Raw genomic sequence first — 15,134 nt, 5'->3', positions numbered from 1 at the left:
GCACCATGAGGTCCAGCCAGCGCGAGGGTCGCGGCTGGCGCGAGCTGGCCGACCTGAAGGGCCTGATGAAGGAGGCCCAGGCGCGCCGCGAGGCCGAGGAGCGTGCGGCCCAGCTGGCGCGCCAGCAGGCCGAGGCCCGCCAGCGCGAGCAGGCGCTGTTCCTGCACACGCTGCGCGAGACGCTCGGCACGGTCACGCCGCTGGCGCCGACCGGGCTGGCACAGATCGAGCGGGCGCGCCCCGCGCCCGAGCCGCTGCAGCGCGAGCTGGACGACCGCCAGGTGATGCGCGCCTCGCTGTCCGACGAGTTCGATCCCGAGTCGCTGATGGAGACCGACGACCAGCTGTCCTTCCGCCGCCTGGAGCTGGGTCCGGACGTGCTGAAGAAGCTGCGCCTGGGCCGCTGGACGGTGCAGGGCCAGATCGACCTGCACGGCCTGACGCGCGACCACGCCCGCGAGGCCCTGGCCGGCTTCCTCGTCGACGCCGGCAAGCGCGGCTGGCGCTGCGTGCGTGTGGTCCACGGCAAGGGCCTGGGCTCGCCCGGCCGCGAGCCGGTGCTCAAGGGCAAGGTGCGCAGCTGGCTGGTGCAGCGCCAGGAGGTGCTGGCCTTCACGCAGGCACGCGGGCCGGACGGCGGCGCGGGCGCGCTGATCGTGCTGCTGGCCGGAACGGTGAACAGGCCTCGCGCACAGCGGCGCCGGGCGGAGGCGGCCGCGCGCGAGGGGGAGTGAGGTGGCTGACCTCAGGACCCCTTGTTCCGCATCCAGTCCGCCGTGTTGAAGAAGCTCTCGTCCAGCCGCGCGATCAGCGCCGGGTCGAGCGCCGTGTCGGTCATCGCCTGGTGCATGCAGGCGAGCCACTGGTCGCGTTCGCGGATGCCGATCGGGAAGGGCAGGTGCCGGGCCCGCAGGCGTGGGTGGCCGTAGCGTTCGACGTAGTGCTGCGGCCCGCCCAGCCAGCCGCACAGGAACATGAAGAGCTTGTCGCGCGCGCTGTCCAGCGTGCTGCCGTGCACGGCGCGCAACTCGCGGTAGCCGGGCTCCAGGTCCATCAGGTCGTAGAAGCGGTCGACCAGCGCGCGGACCTGGGCCTCGCCGCCGACCCAGTCGAAGGCGGTGGCGGGCTTGGCCTCGGGGGGCGTGTGGGCCGGGTCCGTCCGGTCGGCGTGGTCGTTGCGGGGGTCGGTCGTGTCGGTCATCTGAAAGCAGGATCAGCGCGTGGCGAGGGCCGGGAGTTTGCCCGCCAGCTGCGCGATCGCCAGCGCCGCCGCGCAGCCCGGGTAGGTCGTCACCATCAGCTGGCGACGCTGCACCGACTGGCGCACCGAGTTGTCCGACGGGATCTCGCCGACGTAGTTCAGCCGCAGCTGCTGGCCCTCGGGCAGCTGCACGAAGCGGTCGATCACGGTCTGCAGTTGCTGGGCGACGCCGCGGCCTTCGCCCAGGCGCTGGGTCTGGTTGACGACCAGCTGGATCGCCTCGCGGCCCTGCTGCATGGCCAGCACCTTGATGGTCGCGTAGGCATCGGCCATGGCGGTGGGCTCTGGGGTGGCGACGACCAGCACCTCGTCGGCCAGCGAGACCGCGAACAGCACCACGTCCGAGATGCCCGCGCCGGTGTCGAGCAGGACCCGGTCGTAGCGCGGCCGGACCTTGGCCAGCACGAGTTGCAGCTGCTCGCGGACCTCGGGCGTGAGGTGCGAATACTCGACCAGGCCGGAGCCGGCCAGCAGCACGTGGAAGTCGCCCGGTGCCTCGACCAGCGCAGCCTCCAGCGCGACCTTGCCGGTGAAGACGTCGTGCAGCGTGGCGCGAGGCTGCAGGTTGAGCACCACGTCCAGGTTGGCCAGGCCGAGGTCGGCGTCGATGACGAGCACGCGTTCGCCGCGTCGGGCCAGGGCGGCGGCGAGGTTGGCCGACACCATGGTCTTGCCGACGCCGCCCTTGCCGCTGGTGACGGCGGTGATGCGCGCCAGCGGCCGGTTGGCGGCATTGGCCGCAGCCGCGGCGGCAGCCAGCGGCGAGGAGGTCGAGGGTGGGGCGGTCATGGCGCGGAGTTCTCGGATTCGGGCGGGTAGGTTGACGACGACGCGCCCAGCAACATGCCGCGTTCGGCTGCGCTCACATCGGTCTGCGGAGGGGTTTCGAGGCAGGTGCGGTTGCGGCCTTCGTCCTTGGCCCGGTAGAGCTGCTGATCGGCCCGTTCGAGCCAGATCGTGCGGGAGAAGCGCACCCAGCGCGGCGCGTAGGCGCCGCCCACGCTGACGGTGACGCTGACGTGGCGGTCCTGGCCGATGGGGATCTTCATCGCCTCGATGTTGCGGCGCACCCGCTCGGCCACCATGTGGCCGAACGTGGGCGGGCAGTTCGGCAGCACGGCGGCGAATTCCTCGCCGCCCAGCCGGGCGACGCTGTCCATCGGCCGGACGCTGTCCTGCAGGCCGCGCGCGATGGCCTGGATCACCAGGTCACCGACCGCATGGCCCCAGGTGTCGTTGACGCGCTTGAAGTGGTCGATGTCGAACAGCAGCAGCACGGCCGGCTCGCCGGAACGGGCGACGCGGTCGACCTGCTGCTCCAGCGCCGACTCGAACTCGCGCCGGTTCGGCAGGCCGGTGAGCGGGTCGCGGCTGGACAGGTTGCACAGGCCGTCGACCAGGCTCTGCATCCAGGCAGGCGAGCCGACCGGCGCGTCGATCGGGAAACGGTGGCCGCTGCGTTCGAGCAGGCGCAGCGCCAGGTCGAGCTGCAATGAGCCACCCGTGACCGCGATCGGCGGCGTCGACAGCGGGCTGGTGTGGGCGTCGAAGTCGCCGTACCCGGTCGGGTAGTCGAACACGCCGACGCTGCTGTCGGCCCCGTCGAGGACGGACGACCGGGCATCGAGGAATCGGGATGTCGGTGGATCTGCGCTCACGGTGGCGGGGGCTGAAGGGCGACGTGCGCGGAGGCGATCGTTCAAGGATGACTCCGCTTCGGTTCAGTCCAGTCTACGACAGCCGAATTCGCGCCCGAACTGGAAATGGCCGCGATTCACGCCTCAACTCCGGCCGTGGCGCCCCAGGCCGGACCGACACACTGGCTGCGTTTCGATGCGGAAGTTGCGCCCGCGCTTCCGCAGCCCCGGTCGTCGACCGATGCCGTTCACCCGCCGCCCACGCCCATGAACCTCTCCGATCTGCCGGTCGCCCTGGACACGCCTCTCGATGCGCAGGCGCGGGAGTTCTCTTTCGACGCTCGGGACTTCCAGCGCGTGCGCGAGCTGATCCACCAGCGCGCCGGCATCAGCCTGCATGAGCACAAGCAGGCGATGGTCTACAGCCGCCTGTCGCGCCGGCTGCGCGAGACCGGCCACCGCACCTTCTCGTCCTACCTGCAGTGGCTCGAAGGCGCCAGCGGCGACAGCGGCGAGCGCGAGTGGCAGCAGTTCGTCAACTGCCTGACCACCAACCTGACCTCCTTCTTCCGCGAGGAACACCATTTCCCGGTGCTGACCGAGGCGCTGCGCGCGATCGGCCCGCGCGTGCCCATCCGCATCTGGTGCAGCGCCGCGTCGACCGGCGAGGAGCCCTACTCGATCGCGATGTGTGCACTGGAGGCGCTGGGCAACAGCGCGCCGGTGACGATCCTGGCCAGCGACATCGACACCCAGGTGCTGGCGACCGCGCAGCGCGGCGTCTACGCCCACGACGCGCGCGGCCTGAGCCCGGATCGGCTCAAGCGCCACTTCATGCGCGGCACCGGCAACAACGCCGGCTACATCCGGGTGCGGCCCGAGCTGCAGAAGCTGATCGACTTCCGGCCGTTCAACCTGATGAGCCCGAGCTGGGCGCTGGGCGAGCCCTTCGACATCGTCTTCTGCCGCAACGTGATGATCTATTTCGATGCCCCGACCCAGCGCCGCGTGCTTGAACGCATGCATGCGGTGATGAAGCCGCGCGGCCACCTGTTCGTCGGCCATTCCGAGAACTTCACCGACTCGCGCGACCTGTTCCAGCTGCGCGGCAAGACGGTCTACCAGCGGGCTTGAACACCATGGCCTACCTCGCCGGCGCCTCGTCGTCCGTCTCGCCTCCCCCTCCGTTTCCAGCAGGGCTCCCGATGTCCAACCCCACCGCCACGCCGCGCACGTCCCCGCCCCGCAGCAGCCGCGTCGAACAGCTGCGCAGCCAGTCGCGCAAGCCGGGCGAGGCCTCGTTCTTCTTCTACGACGCCTTCTTCAAGGCCGATGCGGTGAAGGTCCTGCCGGGCGAGTACTTCGTGCACGACGAGGACCTGCTGATCATGACCACGCTGGGCTCGTGCATCGCCGCCTGCCTGTGGGACCGCAACGCGCGGGTCGGCGGCATGAACCACTTCATGCTGCCCGACGCCGGCCTGGGCGCGACCGATGGCGGGCGCTACGGCTCCTACGCGATGGAACTGCTGATCAACGAGTTGCTCAAGCGCGGCGCCTCGCGGGCCACGCTGGAGGCCAAGGTCTTCGGCGGCGGCGCGGTCATGAGCGGCATGAGCAGCCTCAACGTCGGCGAGCGCAACACCGCCTTCGTGCTCGACTACCTGTCGACCGAGCGCATCCCGGTGGTCTCCAAGGACGTGCTCGACGTCTACCCGCGCAAGGTCTGTTTCTTCCCGGCCAGCGGCAAGGCCATGGTCAAGCGCCTGGCGCCGACCAGCGTCGAGGCGATCGTCGCGACCGACCGCGACGCGGCCCAGAAGGCCCGCACGACGACCAGCGCCGGCGGCAGCGTCGACCTGTTCTGAGCGCAGGCCAGCGACGACGGCACACGAACAACGAAAGACGCAGGAGTACCCATGGCGAAGACGCGCGTGGTGGTGGTCGACGATTCGGCCCTGGTCCGCAGCATCCTGGCGGAGATCATCAACCGGCAGCCCGACATGAGCTGCGTCGGCGCGGCGGCCGATCCCTACGCGGCCCGCGAGATGATCCGCAACCTCGATCCGGACGTGATCACGCTGGATGTCGAGATGCCCCGCATGGACGGGCTGGACTTCCTGTCCAAGCTGATGCGCCTGCGGCCGATGCCGGTGGTGATGGTCTCGACGCTGACCGAGCGCGGCGCGGAGGTCACGCTGCGGGCGCTGGAACTGGGCGCGGTCGACTTCGTCGCCAAGCCCAAGATCGGCATCACCGACGGCATCCGCCAGCTGGCGCAGGAGATCACCGACAAGATCCGCATCGCCGCCAAGGCCAAGGTGGCACGCCACACCGCGCCACCGCCACAGGCCGCCGGCGCACCGGGCGCCGCAGCCGACGGCAGCGCGCCAGCCGCGCCGCCTGCCGCCCCGCTGGGCCGGCTGTCGACGGAAAAACTGATCTTCATCGGCGCGTCCACAGGCGGCACCGAGGCCACCCGCGAGGTGCTGATGGCCATGCCCGCCGACTCGCCGGCCGTGCTGATCACCCAGCACATGCCGCCGGGCTTCACGAAGAGCTACGCGGCGCGGCTGGACAGCCTGTGCCGCATCGCGGTCAAGGAAGCGGTCGACGGCGAGCGCGTGCTGCCCGGCCATGCCTACCTGGCGCCAGGCGGCTTTCACCTGGCCATCGAGCGATCGGGCGCGAACTACGTCGCCCGCGTCACCAGCGAGGAGCCGGTCAACCGCCACCGGCCCAGCGTCGAGGTGCTGTTCCTGTCGGCCGCCCGCGTGGCCGGCCGCAACGCGGTCGGCGTGATGCTGACCGGCATGGGCGCGGACGGCGCCCGCGCGATGAAGGTCATGCGCGATGCCGGGGCCTACAACGTCGCGCAGGACGAGGCCAGCTGCGTGGTCTTCGGCATGCCGCGCGAGGCCATCGCGGCCGGCGCCTGCCACGAGGTGCTGCCGCTCAAGCGCATCGGCTCGCACCTGATCGAGCACCTGCGCAGCACGGCCGGCGTGGCGCTGTCGCGGGTCTGAACCAGCGGCGGCGGCTGGCGCTCAGGCCAGGAACATCGCCTGCAGGTCGCTGAGGAAGTCGAAGCCGCGGGCGGTTGGCCGCACCTGCGCCCAGTCGCGCTCGATCAGGCCGTGCCGCTCGGCCTCGGACAGGCCGGCCTCGATGGCCGACATCGGCAGGCCGGTGCGTTCGGCCAGCAGCGACAGCGGGAAGCCGTCGCGCAGCCGCAGCACGTTGAGCATGAACTCGAAGGGCAGGTCCGCACGCGCGACCTCGTGCTCGTTGGAGACGGCTGCGCCGCGCAGCGCCTCGTCCATGTAGCGGGCCGGCTCGCGCCATTTCACCTGCCGCAGCACCCGGTGCGGAAAGCTGAGCTTGCCGTGTGCGCCCGCGCCGATGCCCAGGTAGTCGCCGAAGGACCAGTAGTTCAGGTTGTGGGCGCAGCGGTGGCCGGGCCGGGCGTAGGCCGAGACCTCGTAGCGCTGCAGGCCGGCCGCGCCGGTCGTCGCGGCGATCTGGTCGAGCATCTCGGCGGCCTGGTCGTCGTCCGGCACGCTCGGCGGATCGACCGCGAAGCGCGTGTTCGGCTCGATCGTCAGGTGGTAGACCGACAGGTGCGGCGGCTGCAGCGCCAGCGCGGTCGCCAGGTCCTCGGCCTGCTCGGCCAGGGTCTGGCCGGGCAGGGCGTACATCAGGTCGAGGTTGAAGGTCTCGAAGGACGCGGCGGCTTCCTCGGCCGCTGCCAGCGCCTGGGCCCGGTCATGGACCCGGCCGAGCGCCGCGAGGTGGCGGTCGTTGAAGCTCTGCACGCCGATCGACAGGCGCGTCACGCCGGCTGCGCGGTAGGCCCGGAAGCGTTCGCGCTCGAAGGTGCCGGGGTTGGCCTCCATCGTGATCTCGGCATCCGGGATCAGCGGCAGCCGGGCGCGGATGTCGCTGACCAGTCGCCCGATCGCGTCCGGCGAGAACAGGCTGGGCGTGCCCCCGCCGATGAAGACCGACACGACCGGGCGGCCCCAGACCAGCGGCAGCGCGGCCTCCAGGTCGGCTACCAGCGCATCGAGGTAGCGCTGCTGCTGGGCGGCGGGCAGGCCGGTGCCGGTGCCGTGCGAGTCGGTCTCGTGGGAGTTGAAGTCGCAGTAGGGGCACTTGCGCAGGCACCACGGCAGATGCACGTAGAGCGCCAGCGGCGGCTGCGCCGTCAGGTTGAGCGTGCCGGCGCGCAGGAAGCGGTCGGCGACGGCGGCGTTCAGCGGCGTGTTCGGGCCGGCATCAACCGAGGTTTCGGCGACCAGCGGCGGCAGGCTGCCGCGAGGACGAAGGGCATCGACCATGTTCAGGCCCGCGGGTGCAGCAGGTGCGCCCAGGCCGCGTCGAGCTGGCGCAGCATCTCGGCGGCGGCACGTGCGCGATGGCTGTGCGCGTTCTTGACGTCGGTGGCCAGCTCGGCCGCGCTGGCGCCGAGCGCCGGGATCCACATCAGCGGGTCGTAGCCGAAGCCGCCCGCGCCGCGCGCCGCGGGCAGGATCTGGCCCGGCCAGCGTCCGAACGCGACCAGCGGCTCGGGATCGTCGGCGCTGCGCACGGCCACGAGCGTGCAGACGAAGCGGGCACTGCGCGCGGCCGGCTCGATGCGATCGGCCAGCGCCCGGAGCAGCTTGGCGTTGTTGGCGGCGTCCTGGCGCGCGCGCAGGTCCTCGCGGTCCAGGCCGTCGGCGACCGCTTCGGGCAACGTCGCGTAGTGGGCCGAGTACACGCCCGGCGCGCCGCCCAGAGCATCGACGCACAGGCCGGAGTCGTCGGCCAGCGCCGGCAGCCCGCTGGCGCGTGCGGCGTGGCGGGCCTTGGCCAGTGCGTTCTCGATGAAGGTGTGGTGCGGCTCCTCGGCCTCGGCGATGCCCAGCGAGCCCTGCGTGACCAGCTCGACGCCGGCCGGCGCCAGCAGCGCGCCCAGTTCCTTGAGCTTCTTGGCGTTGTTGGACGCCAGCACGACCCGCAACATCGCCGCCTGTGTCATCAAAGCCCCAGCGCGCGCTTCTGCGCCTGCACCAGGTCGACGATGCCCTGGCGCGCCAGCTCGACCAGCGCGTCCATCTGCTCGCGGCTGAAGGGCGCACCTTCGGCGGTGCCCTGCAGCTCGACAAAGCCGCCGGAGCCGGTCATGACGACGTTCATGTCGGTGTCGCAGGCCGAGTCCTCGACGTATTCCAGGTCCAGCAGCGCGAGGCCGTCCAGCAGGCCGACCGAGATCGCGGCGACGTGGTCCCGGATCGGGCTGGCCGCCAGCTGGCCCGACGCCAGCAGGCCGGCGACCGCATCGTGGGCGGCGACGAAGGCGCCAGTGATGGCCGCCGTGCGCGTGCCGCCGTCGGCCTGCAACACGTCGCAGTCCAGCGTGATGGTGCGTTCGCCCAGGGCGGCCAGGTCGAACACCGCGCGCAGCGAGCGGCCGATCAGGCGCTGGATCTCCTGCGTGCGGCCGGTCTGCTTGCCCTTGGCCGCCTCGCGCGAGCTGCGCGTGTGGGTGGCGCGCGGCAGCATGCCGTACTCGGCCGTGACCCAGCCTTCGCCGCTGCCCTTCTTGTGCGGCGGCACGCGTTCCTCGACGCTGGCGGTGCACAGCACGCGGGTGTCGCCGAACTCGATCAGGACCGAGCCCTCGGCGTGTTTCGTGTAGCCACGGGTGATGCGCACCGGGCGCAGCGCGTCGGCCGCGCGGCCGTTCGGACGGGTGGAGGTCATGTCGGGATGCTCGTGGAAAAAAGTGGCCGGGTGGCCGGGCGGCCGCCGTGGGGCACAGGTGGCGGGAGCGTTCAGCCGCGCTTCTGGGCGCTGCGCTTGATCGCCTCGTTGATCTCGCGGATCGAGCGCTCGATCTCGGCCTCGTCGAGCAGGTCGTCCGGGTTGCCGGGGCCGACGCTGGCCTGGATGGTCGAAGCGAAGACGTCGCTGCCGAGGTCATCGGTTTCGATGCCGGTGGTGGCTTCCTCGTCCTCGGCGGATTCCCACTCGACCGCGATCACGGTGACGTTATCGCTCTTGTCGCCGGCCACGCGCAGGGCGAGCTCGACCAGGTCCGGCACGGCGTCGGTGATCGGGCTGCGGGTCAGGTGGTCGGTGATGGTGTCGTCGTCGATGCTGCCCCACAGGCCGTCCGAGCACAGCAGGATCTTGTCGCCCGGTTGCAGCGTCAGCGGACCGATCAGGTCGATCACCGGCTTGCCCGGGCTGCCCAGGCAGGTGAACAGCACGTTGCGGTTGACCCGCTCGCCGATCGGCACGACGCCGGCCAGCGTTTCCTGAAGCTCGGAATAGGAATGGTCGCGGGTGCGGGCCTGCAGCTTGCCGCCGCGCACGAGGTACAGGCGGGAGTCGCCGCAGTGGGCCCAGTAGGCCTCCCGGCCCTGCAGGATGGCCGCGACGATGGTCGTGCGCGGCGTGTCCAGCAGCGCGCGCTCGGTGGCGTAGCGGATCAGCTGGTGGTGGCCGGCCAGGATGCCTTCGGTCAGGAAGCGGCGCGGGTCCTTGAGCGTCGGCTTGGCATCGCGCTGGAACATCACCGCCAGCGTCTGCAGCGACAGCTGCGAGGCGACCTCGCCCTCCGGGTGGCCGCCCATGCCGTCGGCCAGCGCGAACAGGCCGGATTCACGGGTGTAGCAATAGCCCATGCGGTCTTCGTTCTTCTCGCGGCCGCCGCGACGGCTGATCTGGTAAACCGAAAAACGCATGGGGAGGGCGGCGACGTGCGCGGAGAAAGTGGGAAGGCCGTGACGGGACGGGCGGTCAGGCCTTGGCGCCGCTCTTGATGTTCTCGAGCTGGAGCTTCAGGCGCTCGCTGAAGCTGAGCTTGGTGTAGCGCCGCTCGGTCTCGCGCGCCAGCTCCTTCTGCAGCGCGAACACGCTCTGCGGCCGGGCCAGCGGGTCGAGCGACATGCACCACTCGGTCACCTCGATGAGGTTGTCCGAGTAGACATTGCGCAGCCGCGACAGCGACAGGCTGAGGCGGTCCTTCTCGATGCGCTGCGGCGCATCGTTGGGCGGGTAGCCCTGCATGCAGGCGTAGATGCAGGCACCGATCGCATAGATGTCGGTCCAGGGACCCAGGGTGCCGTCGCGCCGGTACATCTCGGGTGCCGCGAAGCCGGGCGTGTACATCGGCCGGATGAAGTTGCCTTCCTTGGACAGCACCTCGCGCGCCGCGCCGAAGTCCAGCATCACCGCCTTGTTGTCGTTGGTGATGAAGATGTTCGCCGGCTTGATGTCCAGGTGCAGCATCTTGTGCTGGTGCACGATGCGCAGCCCGCGCAGGATCTCGTCGAACAGCGAGCGGATCGTGCTCTCCCGGAACACCTTGTCGCGCTTGAGGTCGCGCGCGGTGACGATGAAGTCCTGCAGCGTGTCGCCCTGCAGGTAGTTCATCACCATGTAGACCGTCTCGTTCTCGCGGAAGAAGTTCAACACCGAGACGACGCTCGGGTGCGAGATCTGCGCGAGGGATCGGCCTTCCTCGAAGAAGCTCTTCAGGCCCAGCCGGTAGAGCGGTTGCTTCTCGGCCTTGACCACGGGGATCAGCTCGCCAACGGCCCGTTCGGCCAGCGACGAAGGCAGGTATTCCTTGAGGGCCACCAATCGTCGCTCGGCGTCTTCGGCAAGGTAAACCACGCCGAAACCTCCCGCCGCCAGTTTGCGAACGATTTGATAGCCGCCTACCACTGTGCCAGCGGGCAACGGGGCAGGTTTTGGCTTTGACATAATCGTGTTTTGGTTAGCGGTATCCGCCATGGCAGTTTACAGCATGACCGGCTTTGCAAGCGTCGCGGCCGGCCTGTCGGCACAGGCGCCACAGTCGGCGGGGCAAGGGGCCGGAACGTCCGTGTCGATCGGGGTCGAGCTGCGTTCGGTGAACAGCCGGTTCCTCGATCTGGCGCTGCGTCTGCCGGATGAATGGCGGGGTCTGGAGCCCCAGCTGCGCGAGCGTGTCGGGGCCGCCTTCAAGCGCGGGAAGATCGAGTTGCGCCTGAGCAGCGAGCGCCAGTCCGAGGGCATCGCGCCGATGCCGCGCCGCGAGCAGCTCGAGCAGCTCGCGCAGGTCGACCGGCAAGTCCGTGAACAACTGCCGCAGGCGGCGGCCCTGTCGGTCCAGGAGGTGCTGCACTGGTGTCGCAACCAGGCCGATGCGGCCCCTGACGACGCCGAGGTGCTGGTCGCCGTGCAGCAGTGCATCGAGCGATTGCGCGAGGCCCGCGCCCGAGAAGGCGAGCGGCTGGTGAAGATCATGTCCGAGCGCATCGACACCCTGCGCCGGCTGGCGACCCAGGCCGTGCCGCTGGTGCCGCAGGTCGTCGCGCGCCAGCAGCAGCGCTTCATCGACCGCTGGAACGAGGCCCTGCAGGCCGCCGGCGCAGCCGCCAACCTGCCCACGCAGACGCTGGCAGAACGGGCGCTGGCCGAGGCGACGGCCTACGCGCTGCGCATCGACGTCGCCGAGGAGCTGTCGCGCCTGGGTGCCCACCTCGACGAGATCGAGCGCTTGCTCCAGGCCGGTGGCGAAGTCGGCAAGCGGCTCGACTTCCTGATCCAGGAGCTGCACCGCGAAGCGAACACGCTGGGCTCGAAGTCGGCGGCGCTGGAGCTGACCCAGATCTCGGTGGAAATGAAGGTGGCGATCGAGCAGCTGCGAGAGCAGGTCCAGAACATCGAGTGACGACGGACACGGAGAAGCACACAGAGATGGAATACCCCGGCAACCTCTATGTCGTCGCGGCGCCTTCCGGGGCCGGGAAGTCCAGCCTGGTCAAGGCGCTTCTGGAGCTGGATTCGCGCCTGATGGTGTCGGTCTCGCACACCACCCGCGCGCCGCGCGGCCAGGAGCGCCACGGCCGCGAGTACTGGTTCATCGGCCCGGACGAGTTCCGCGCCATGATCGACCGGGGCGACTTCTTCGAGTGGGCCGAGGTCCACGGCAACCTCTACGGCACCTCGCGCGCCGCGATGGAAGCCCGCCTGAGCCATGGCGAGGACGTGGTGCTGGAGATCGACTACCAGGGCGCCCTGCAGATCAAGCAGATCTTCCCGATGGCGGTGCTCATCTTCATCCTGCCGCCGTCCTGGGACGAGCTGCGACAGCGCCTGCTGCGCCGTGGCGAGGACGCCGGTGAGGTGATCGAGCAGCGCATGGTCAACGCGCGGCACGAGGTGGCGCAGGCCAGGCACTTCGACTACATCGTGGTCAATGCCTTGTTCGAGACCGCCCTGTTCGACCTGAAGGCCATCGTTCACGCGCAGCGGCTAAAATGGGCGGCTCAGCGTCGCAGCCGGTCGGCTGTCTTCGACGCCCTTCAACTGAACTGACGCCGCCACAGGAGGCAGCCCGACGGGCTGGCTCCTCATGCCGCTGGATGGAAATCACATGGCCCGCATCACCGTCGAAGACTGCCTGAACAAGATCCCGAACCGCTTCCAGCTGGTGCTTGCCGCGACCTACCGCGCCCGCATGCTGAGCCAGGGTCACGCGCCGAAGGTCGAGACCAAGAACAAGCCGGGCGTGACCGCTCTGCGCGAGATCGCCGCCGGTGAGGTCGGCCTCGAGATGCTGCGCAAGGTGCCGGGCTGATCGACCTCAGCCCTGGATGATCGACGCCAGCCTCGGCTGACCGACGCCAGCAAGCCTTGAACGACGAGCCGCCCGACGGCGCGTCGGACCCCCCAAAAAGAACCGGCTTCGCGCCGGTTTTTTCGTTTCGAGGCCGACCCTTCGGCCTTCGTCACCCGCGCTGCACGATTTTCGCGCCAGCCCTGGTTCGGGACCGCGCACCCGGGCGGTGCAACCAAACCCGCGAGCGTGCCAGTTTCCGGCCAGGCAAGGTAGAGTGACAGCATGGTGTCTCGTGCTGCCGATGTCCTGCGACGTGTGTTCTTCACCCCCTGGGTTGGACGTGGTGCGGCTCGCCATGCGCCCGACGACGAACAGGGTGACACGGTCCTGGCGGTACCGGTGCGCGGACCGACGCCCGGCGCGCACGGTGTCAGCGCATCTTCGTTCGCCTCGCTGACCGACAAGCTCGACTACCTCGACGCCGCCGACCTCAAGCGCGTGCGCGAGGCCTACCGCTTCGCCGACGAGGCCCACCTCGGCCAGTTCCGCGCCAGTGGCGAGCCCTACATCACCCACCCCATCGCGGTGGCCGGCCTGTGTGCCGACTGGCGGCTCGATGCGCAGGCCATTATGGCCGCGCTGATGCACGACGCGATGGAGGACTGCGGCATCACCAAGACCGAGTTGGTCGAACGCTTCGGCGCCCAGACCGCCGAACTGGTCGATGGTCTGACCAAGCTCGACAAGCTGCAGTTCTCGACCCGGGAAGAGTCCCAGGCCGAGTCGTTCCGCAAGATGCTGCTGGCCATGGCGCGCGACCTGCGCGTCATCCTCATCAAGCTCGCCGACCGCTTGCACAACATGCGGACGATGGACTCGATGGCGGCCACCAAGCGTGGCCGCATCGCCCGCGAGACGCTCGAGATCTACGCGCCGATCGCCCACCGTCTCGGCCTGAACCAGACCTACCGCGAGCTGCAGGAGCTGTCCTTCCAGTACCTGCGGCCGTGGCGCCACGGCGTGCTGTCCAAGGCCGTGGCCAAGGCTCGCGGCAACCGCCGGGACGTGGTCGACCGGGTGCGCCAGGAGGTCGAGGACGCGATGAGCCAGGCGACGGTGCCGGCGCAGGTCTACGGCCGCGAGAAGACCATCCACTCGATCTACTCGAAGATGCAGGAGAAGCACCTGAGCTTTGCCCAGGTCAGCGACATCTTCGGTTTCCGCATCGTCGTGGCGACCTTGCCCGAGTGCTACCTCGCGCTGGGCGTGCTGCACCAGCTCTTCAAGCCGGTGCCGGGGCGCTTCAAGGACTACATCGCGATCCCCAAGGCCAACGGCTACAAGAGCCTGCACACGACCGTGGTCAGCCCGGTCGGCACGGCGGTCGAGTTCCAGATCCGCACCGAGACCATGCACGCGGTGGCCGAGGCCGGCGTCGCGGCGCACTGGATCTATAAGGTCAAGTCGGGCACCGACATGCCCGAGGCGGAGAACCTCGGCACGATGTGGCTGCAGTCGCTGATCGACATCCAGAGCGAGACGCGCGACTCGGCCGAGTTCCTCGAACACGTCAAGATCGACCTCTTCCCCGAGTCGGTCTACGTCTTCACCCCCAAGAGCAAGATCCTGGCGCTGCCGCGCGGTGCCACCGCGATCGACTTCGCCTACGCGATCCACTCACGCGTGGGCGACCACTGCGTCGCGGCCAAGGTCAACGGCGAGGCCGTCGCGCTGCGCACCGAACTGCGTTCGGGCGACGTGGTCGAGATCGTCACCGCCGCCTCCGCCCGGCCGAACCCGGCCTGGCTGAACTTCGTGCGCACCGGCAAGGCGCGTTCCAAGATCCGCCACTTCCTCAAGAACATGGAGGCCGACGAGTCCTACGAGCTCGGCCACAAGCTGCTGGCCCAGGCGCTGCGGGCCGAGGGCCTGCAGATGCCCTCGCAGGGCGACGACGCCTCGGATGCCGATGCGGCGCTGTGGCAGTCGCTGGTGCGCTGGAGCGGCAACCGGCATCGCCGCGAGCTGCTGGTCGACATCGGCCTGGGCCGCAAGATCGCGACCATCGTCGCCAAGCGGCTGGCCAGCCAGATGGCCGAGGCCGGCCGGCGGCCCGATGCGGTCACGCTCAGCCTGGGCCGCTATGCGTCCGACAGCGACGCGCCGTCGCAGGGCACCGTCGTGATCGACGGCAGCGAGAACGCCACCGTCCAGCTCGGCGCCTGCTGCCACCCGATCCCGGGCGACGACATCGTCGGCTACCTCGGCCGCGGCGAGGGCCTGACGGTGCACACCGCCGACTGCGCGGTCGGCCGCAAGCTGTTCGAGCGCGATCCCGAGCGCTGGCTCGCGGTCGAGTGGTCCGAGCAGCCGAAGCGGATGTTCCAGAGCGCCGTGGCCGTGCTGGTCAACAACGGCAAGGGCGTGCTGGCCGAGGTGGCCCAGGCGGTCAGCCGGGCCGAGGCCGACATCGCCCACATCGAGATGGACCCGGCGCAGTCGGGTGAAACCTCCGAGTTGCGCCTGCTGCTCGCGGTGCGAGACCGCCAGCACCTCGCCGACGTGCTGCGCGTGGTGCGCCGCGCGCCGGTGGTCGAGAAGGTCGCCCGGATCAAGAGCTGATCGGTTGGCGCCC

The 15,134-nt window shown here is 70.0% G+C and carries 16 protein-coding genes; 8 read left to right on the top strand and 8 right to left on the bottom strand.

All coding sequences use genetic code 11. The annotated features are described in order from the left end of the window. The first annotated feature begins 5 nt into the window (after positions 1 to 5). Positions 6 to 734 (top strand): Smr/MutS family protein, encoded by a 729-nt coding sequence (locus Q8X39_RS09825; RefSeq protein ID WP_305749484.1) that lies wholly within the window; start codon positions 6 to 8, stop codon positions 732 to 734. An 11-nt stretch (positions 735 to 745) separates the two neighbouring features. Here the strand turns inward: Q8X39_RS09825 and Q8X39_RS09820 are convergent, their stop codons facing one another. The 3 genes from Q8X39_RS09820 to Q8X39_RS09810 are packed head-to-tail and all read right to left on the bottom strand — an operon-like array spanning position 746 to position 2,919. Continuing rightward, on the bottom strand, positions 746 to 1,201 hold the full coding sequence (locus Q8X39_RS09820; protein ID WP_305749483.1) for a group II truncated hemoglobin: 456 nt from the start codon (positions 1,199 to 1,201) through the stop codon (positions 746 to 748). A 12-nt stretch (positions 1,202 to 1,213) separates the two neighbouring features. Next, positions 1,214 to 2,050, bottom strand: coding sequence for a MinD/ParA family protein (locus tag Q8X39_RS09815; RefSeq protein WP_305749482.1), 837 nt, complete (start codon positions 2,048 to 2,050; stop codon positions 1,214 to 1,216). Beyond that, positions 2,047 to 2,919: a GGDEF domain-containing protein gene (locus Q8X39_RS09810; RefSeq protein ID WP_305749481.1), complete on the bottom strand. Its 873-nt coding sequence runs from the start codon at positions 2,917 to 2,919 to the stop codon at positions 2,047 to 2,049. The genes Q8X39_RS09815 and Q8X39_RS09810 overlap by 4 nt, the downstream gene beginning before the upstream one ends. Positions 2,920 to 3,165: 246 nt before the next feature. On the opposite strand from Q8X39_RS09810, the gene Q8X39_RS09805 reads away from it, so the two are divergent. The 3 genes from Q8X39_RS09805 (at position 3,166) to Q8X39_RS09795 (ending at position 5,924) form a co-directional block, all read left to right on the top strand. Next, a complete protein-coding gene (locus Q8X39_RS09805) occupies positions 3,166 to 4,032 on the top strand; it encodes a CheR family methyltransferase (protein ID WP_305749480.1) in 867 nt (288 codons plus the stop codon). A 71-nt stretch (positions 4,033 to 4,103) separates the two neighbouring features. After that, positions 4,104 to 4,766: a chemoreceptor glutamine deamidase CheD gene (gene cheD / locus Q8X39_RS09800; RefSeq protein WP_305749479.1), complete on the top strand. Its 663-nt coding sequence runs from the start codon at positions 4,104 to 4,106 to the stop codon at positions 4,764 to 4,766. Positions 4,767 to 4,817: 51 nt separating this feature from the next. Continuing rightward, the gene (locus Q8X39_RS09795; protein WP_305749478.1) at positions 4,818 to 5,924 is read left to right on the top strand and encodes a protein-glutamate methylesterase/protein-glutamine glutaminase; all 1,107 of its coding nucleotides are present in this window, start codon (positions 4,818 to 4,820) and stop codon (positions 5,922 to 5,924) included. Positions 5,925 to 5,945: 21 nt separating this feature from the next. Here the strand turns inward: Q8X39_RS09795 and hemW are convergent, their stop codons facing one another. The 5 genes from hemW to Q8X39_RS09770 all read right to left on the bottom strand — a co-directional run bounded on the left by hemW (position 5,946) and on the right by Q8X39_RS09770 (position 10,656). Next, a complete protein-coding gene (hemW, locus tag Q8X39_RS09790; RefSeq protein WP_305749477.1) occupies positions 5,946 to 7,238 on the bottom strand; it encodes a radical SAM family heme chaperone HemW in 1,293 nt (430 codons plus the stop codon). 2 nt (positions 7,239 to 7,240) lie between these two features. Then, on the bottom strand, positions 7,241 to 7,903 hold the full coding sequence (gene rdgB / locus Q8X39_RS09785; protein WP_305749596.1) for an RdgB/HAM1 family non-canonical purine NTP pyrophosphatase: 663 nt from the start codon (positions 7,901 to 7,903) through the stop codon (positions 7,241 to 7,243). 17 nt (positions 7,904 to 7,920) lie between these two features. Beyond that, positions 7,921 to 8,646, bottom strand: a complete 726-nt coding sequence (gene rph, locus Q8X39_RS09780) for a ribonuclease PH (RefSeq protein ID WP_305749476.1) — start codon at positions 8,644 to 8,646, stop codon at positions 7,921 to 7,923. Between the two features lie 71 nt (positions 8,647 to 8,717). Beyond that, on the bottom strand, positions 8,718 to 9,632 hold the full coding sequence (locus Q8X39_RS09775) for a PP2C family protein-serine/threonine phosphatase (protein ID WP_305749475.1): 915 nt from the start codon (positions 9,630 to 9,632) through the stop codon (positions 8,718 to 8,720). A gap of 55 nt (positions 9,633 to 9,687) precedes the next feature. Then, positions 9,688 to 10,656 carry a serine/threonine protein kinase gene (locus Q8X39_RS09770; RefSeq protein WP_305749474.1) on the bottom strand — a complete coding sequence of 323 codons (969 nt, stop codon included), beginning with the start codon at positions 10,654 to 10,656 and terminating at the stop codon, positions 9,688 to 9,690. A 28-nt stretch (positions 10,657 to 10,684) separates the two neighbouring features. Here Q8X39_RS09770 and Q8X39_RS09765 point away from each other — a divergent pair, with 28 nt between their 5' ends. The 4 genes from Q8X39_RS09765 to Q8X39_RS09750 all read left to right on the top strand — a co-directional run bounded on the left by Q8X39_RS09765 (position 10,685) and on the right by Q8X39_RS09750 (position 15,121). Then, the gene (locus tag Q8X39_RS09765) at positions 10,685 to 11,608 is read left to right on the top strand and encodes a YicC/YloC family endoribonuclease (RefSeq protein WP_305749473.1); all 924 of its coding nucleotides are present in this window, start codon (positions 10,685 to 10,687) and stop codon (positions 11,606 to 11,608) included. Positions 11,609 to 11,634: 26 nt separating this feature from the next. Next, positions 11,635 to 12,255: a guanylate kinase gene (gmk, locus tag Q8X39_RS09760; RefSeq protein WP_305749472.1), complete on the top strand. Its 621-nt coding sequence runs from the start codon at positions 11,635 to 11,637 to the stop codon at positions 12,253 to 12,255. A 58-nt stretch (positions 12,256 to 12,313) separates the two neighbouring features. Beyond that, positions 12,314 to 12,517, top strand: coding sequence for a DNA-directed RNA polymerase subunit omega (gene rpoZ / locus Q8X39_RS09755; RefSeq protein ID WP_130483027.1), 204 nt, complete (start codon positions 12,314 to 12,316; stop codon positions 12,515 to 12,517). 264 nt (positions 12,518 to 12,781) lie between these two features. Further along, positions 12,782 to 15,121 (top strand): RelA/SpoT family protein, encoded by a 2,340-nt coding sequence (locus Q8X39_RS09750; protein ID WP_305749471.1) that lies wholly within the window; start codon positions 12,782 to 12,784, stop codon positions 15,119 to 15,121. The last annotated feature ends 13 nt before the right edge of the window (positions 15,122 to 15,134 follow it).

The sequence above is a fragment of the Leptothrix discophora genome (assembly GCF_030705305.1).
Lineage (GTDB): Bacteria > Pseudomonadota > Gammaproteobacteria > Burkholderiales > Burkholderiaceae_C > Sphaerotilus > Sphaerotilus discophorus.
The sequence above is the reverse complement of the archived record's forward strand: the minus strand, read 5'-3'. Positions and strand labels throughout refer to the sequence as shown.

What these genes read in the sequence shown, in the direction of transcription:
- Q8X39_RS09825 (WP_305749484.1), top strand. Translation starts at nt 6, where the DNA reads ATGAGGTCCAGCCAGCGCGAGGGTCGCGGCTGGCGCGAGCTGGCCGAC.
- Q8X39_RS09820 (WP_305749483.1), bottom strand. Translation starts at nt 1,201, where the DNA reads ATGACCGACACGACCGACCCCCGCAACGACCACGCCGACCGGACGGAC.
- Q8X39_RS09815 (WP_305749482.1), bottom strand. Translation starts at nt 2,050, where the DNA reads ATGACCGCCCCACCCTCGACCTCCTCGCCGCTGGCTGCCGCCGCGGCT.
- Q8X39_RS09805 (WP_305749480.1), top strand. Translation starts at nt 3,166, where the DNA reads ATGAACCTCTCCGATCTGCCGGTCGCCCTGGACACGCCTCTCGATGCG.
- cheD (WP_305749479.1), top strand. Translation starts at nt 4,104, where the DNA reads ATGTCCAACCCCACCGCCACGCCGCGCACGTCCCCGCCCCGCAGCAGC.
- Q8X39_RS09795 (WP_305749478.1), top strand. Translation starts at nt 4,818, where the DNA reads ATGGCGAAGACGCGCGTGGTGGTGGTCGACGATTCGGCCCTGGTCCGC.
- hemW (WP_305749477.1), bottom strand. Translation starts at nt 7,238, where the DNA reads ATGGTCGATGCCCTTCGTCCTCGCGGCAGCCTGCCGCCGCTGGTCGCC.
- rph (WP_305749476.1), bottom strand. Translation starts at nt 8,646, where the DNA reads ATGACCTCCACCCGTCCGAACGGCCGCGCGGCCGACGCGCTGCGCCCG.
- Q8X39_RS09775 (WP_305749475.1), bottom strand. Translation starts at nt 9,632, where the DNA reads ATGCGTTTTTCGGTTTACCAGATCAGCCGTCGCGGCGGCCGCGAGAAG.
- Q8X39_RS09770 (WP_305749474.1), bottom strand. Translation starts at nt 10,656, where the DNA reads ATGTCAAAGCCAAAACCTGCCCCGTTGCCCGCTGGCACAGTGGTAGGC.
- Q8X39_RS09765 (WP_305749473.1), top strand. Translation starts at nt 10,685, where the DNA reads ATGGCAGTTTACAGCATGACCGGCTTTGCAAGCGTCGCGGCCGGCCTG.
- gmk (WP_305749472.1), top strand. Translation starts at nt 11,635, where the DNA reads ATGGAATACCCCGGCAACCTCTATGTCGTCGCGGCGCCTTCCGGGGCC.
- rpoZ (WP_130483027.1), top strand. Translation starts at nt 12,314, where the DNA reads ATGGCCCGCATCACCGTCGAAGACTGCCTGAACAAGATCCCGAACCGC.
- Q8X39_RS09750 (WP_305749471.1), top strand. Translation starts at nt 12,782, where the DNA reads ATGGTGTCTCGTGCTGCCGATGTCCTGCGACGTGTGTTCTTCACCCCC.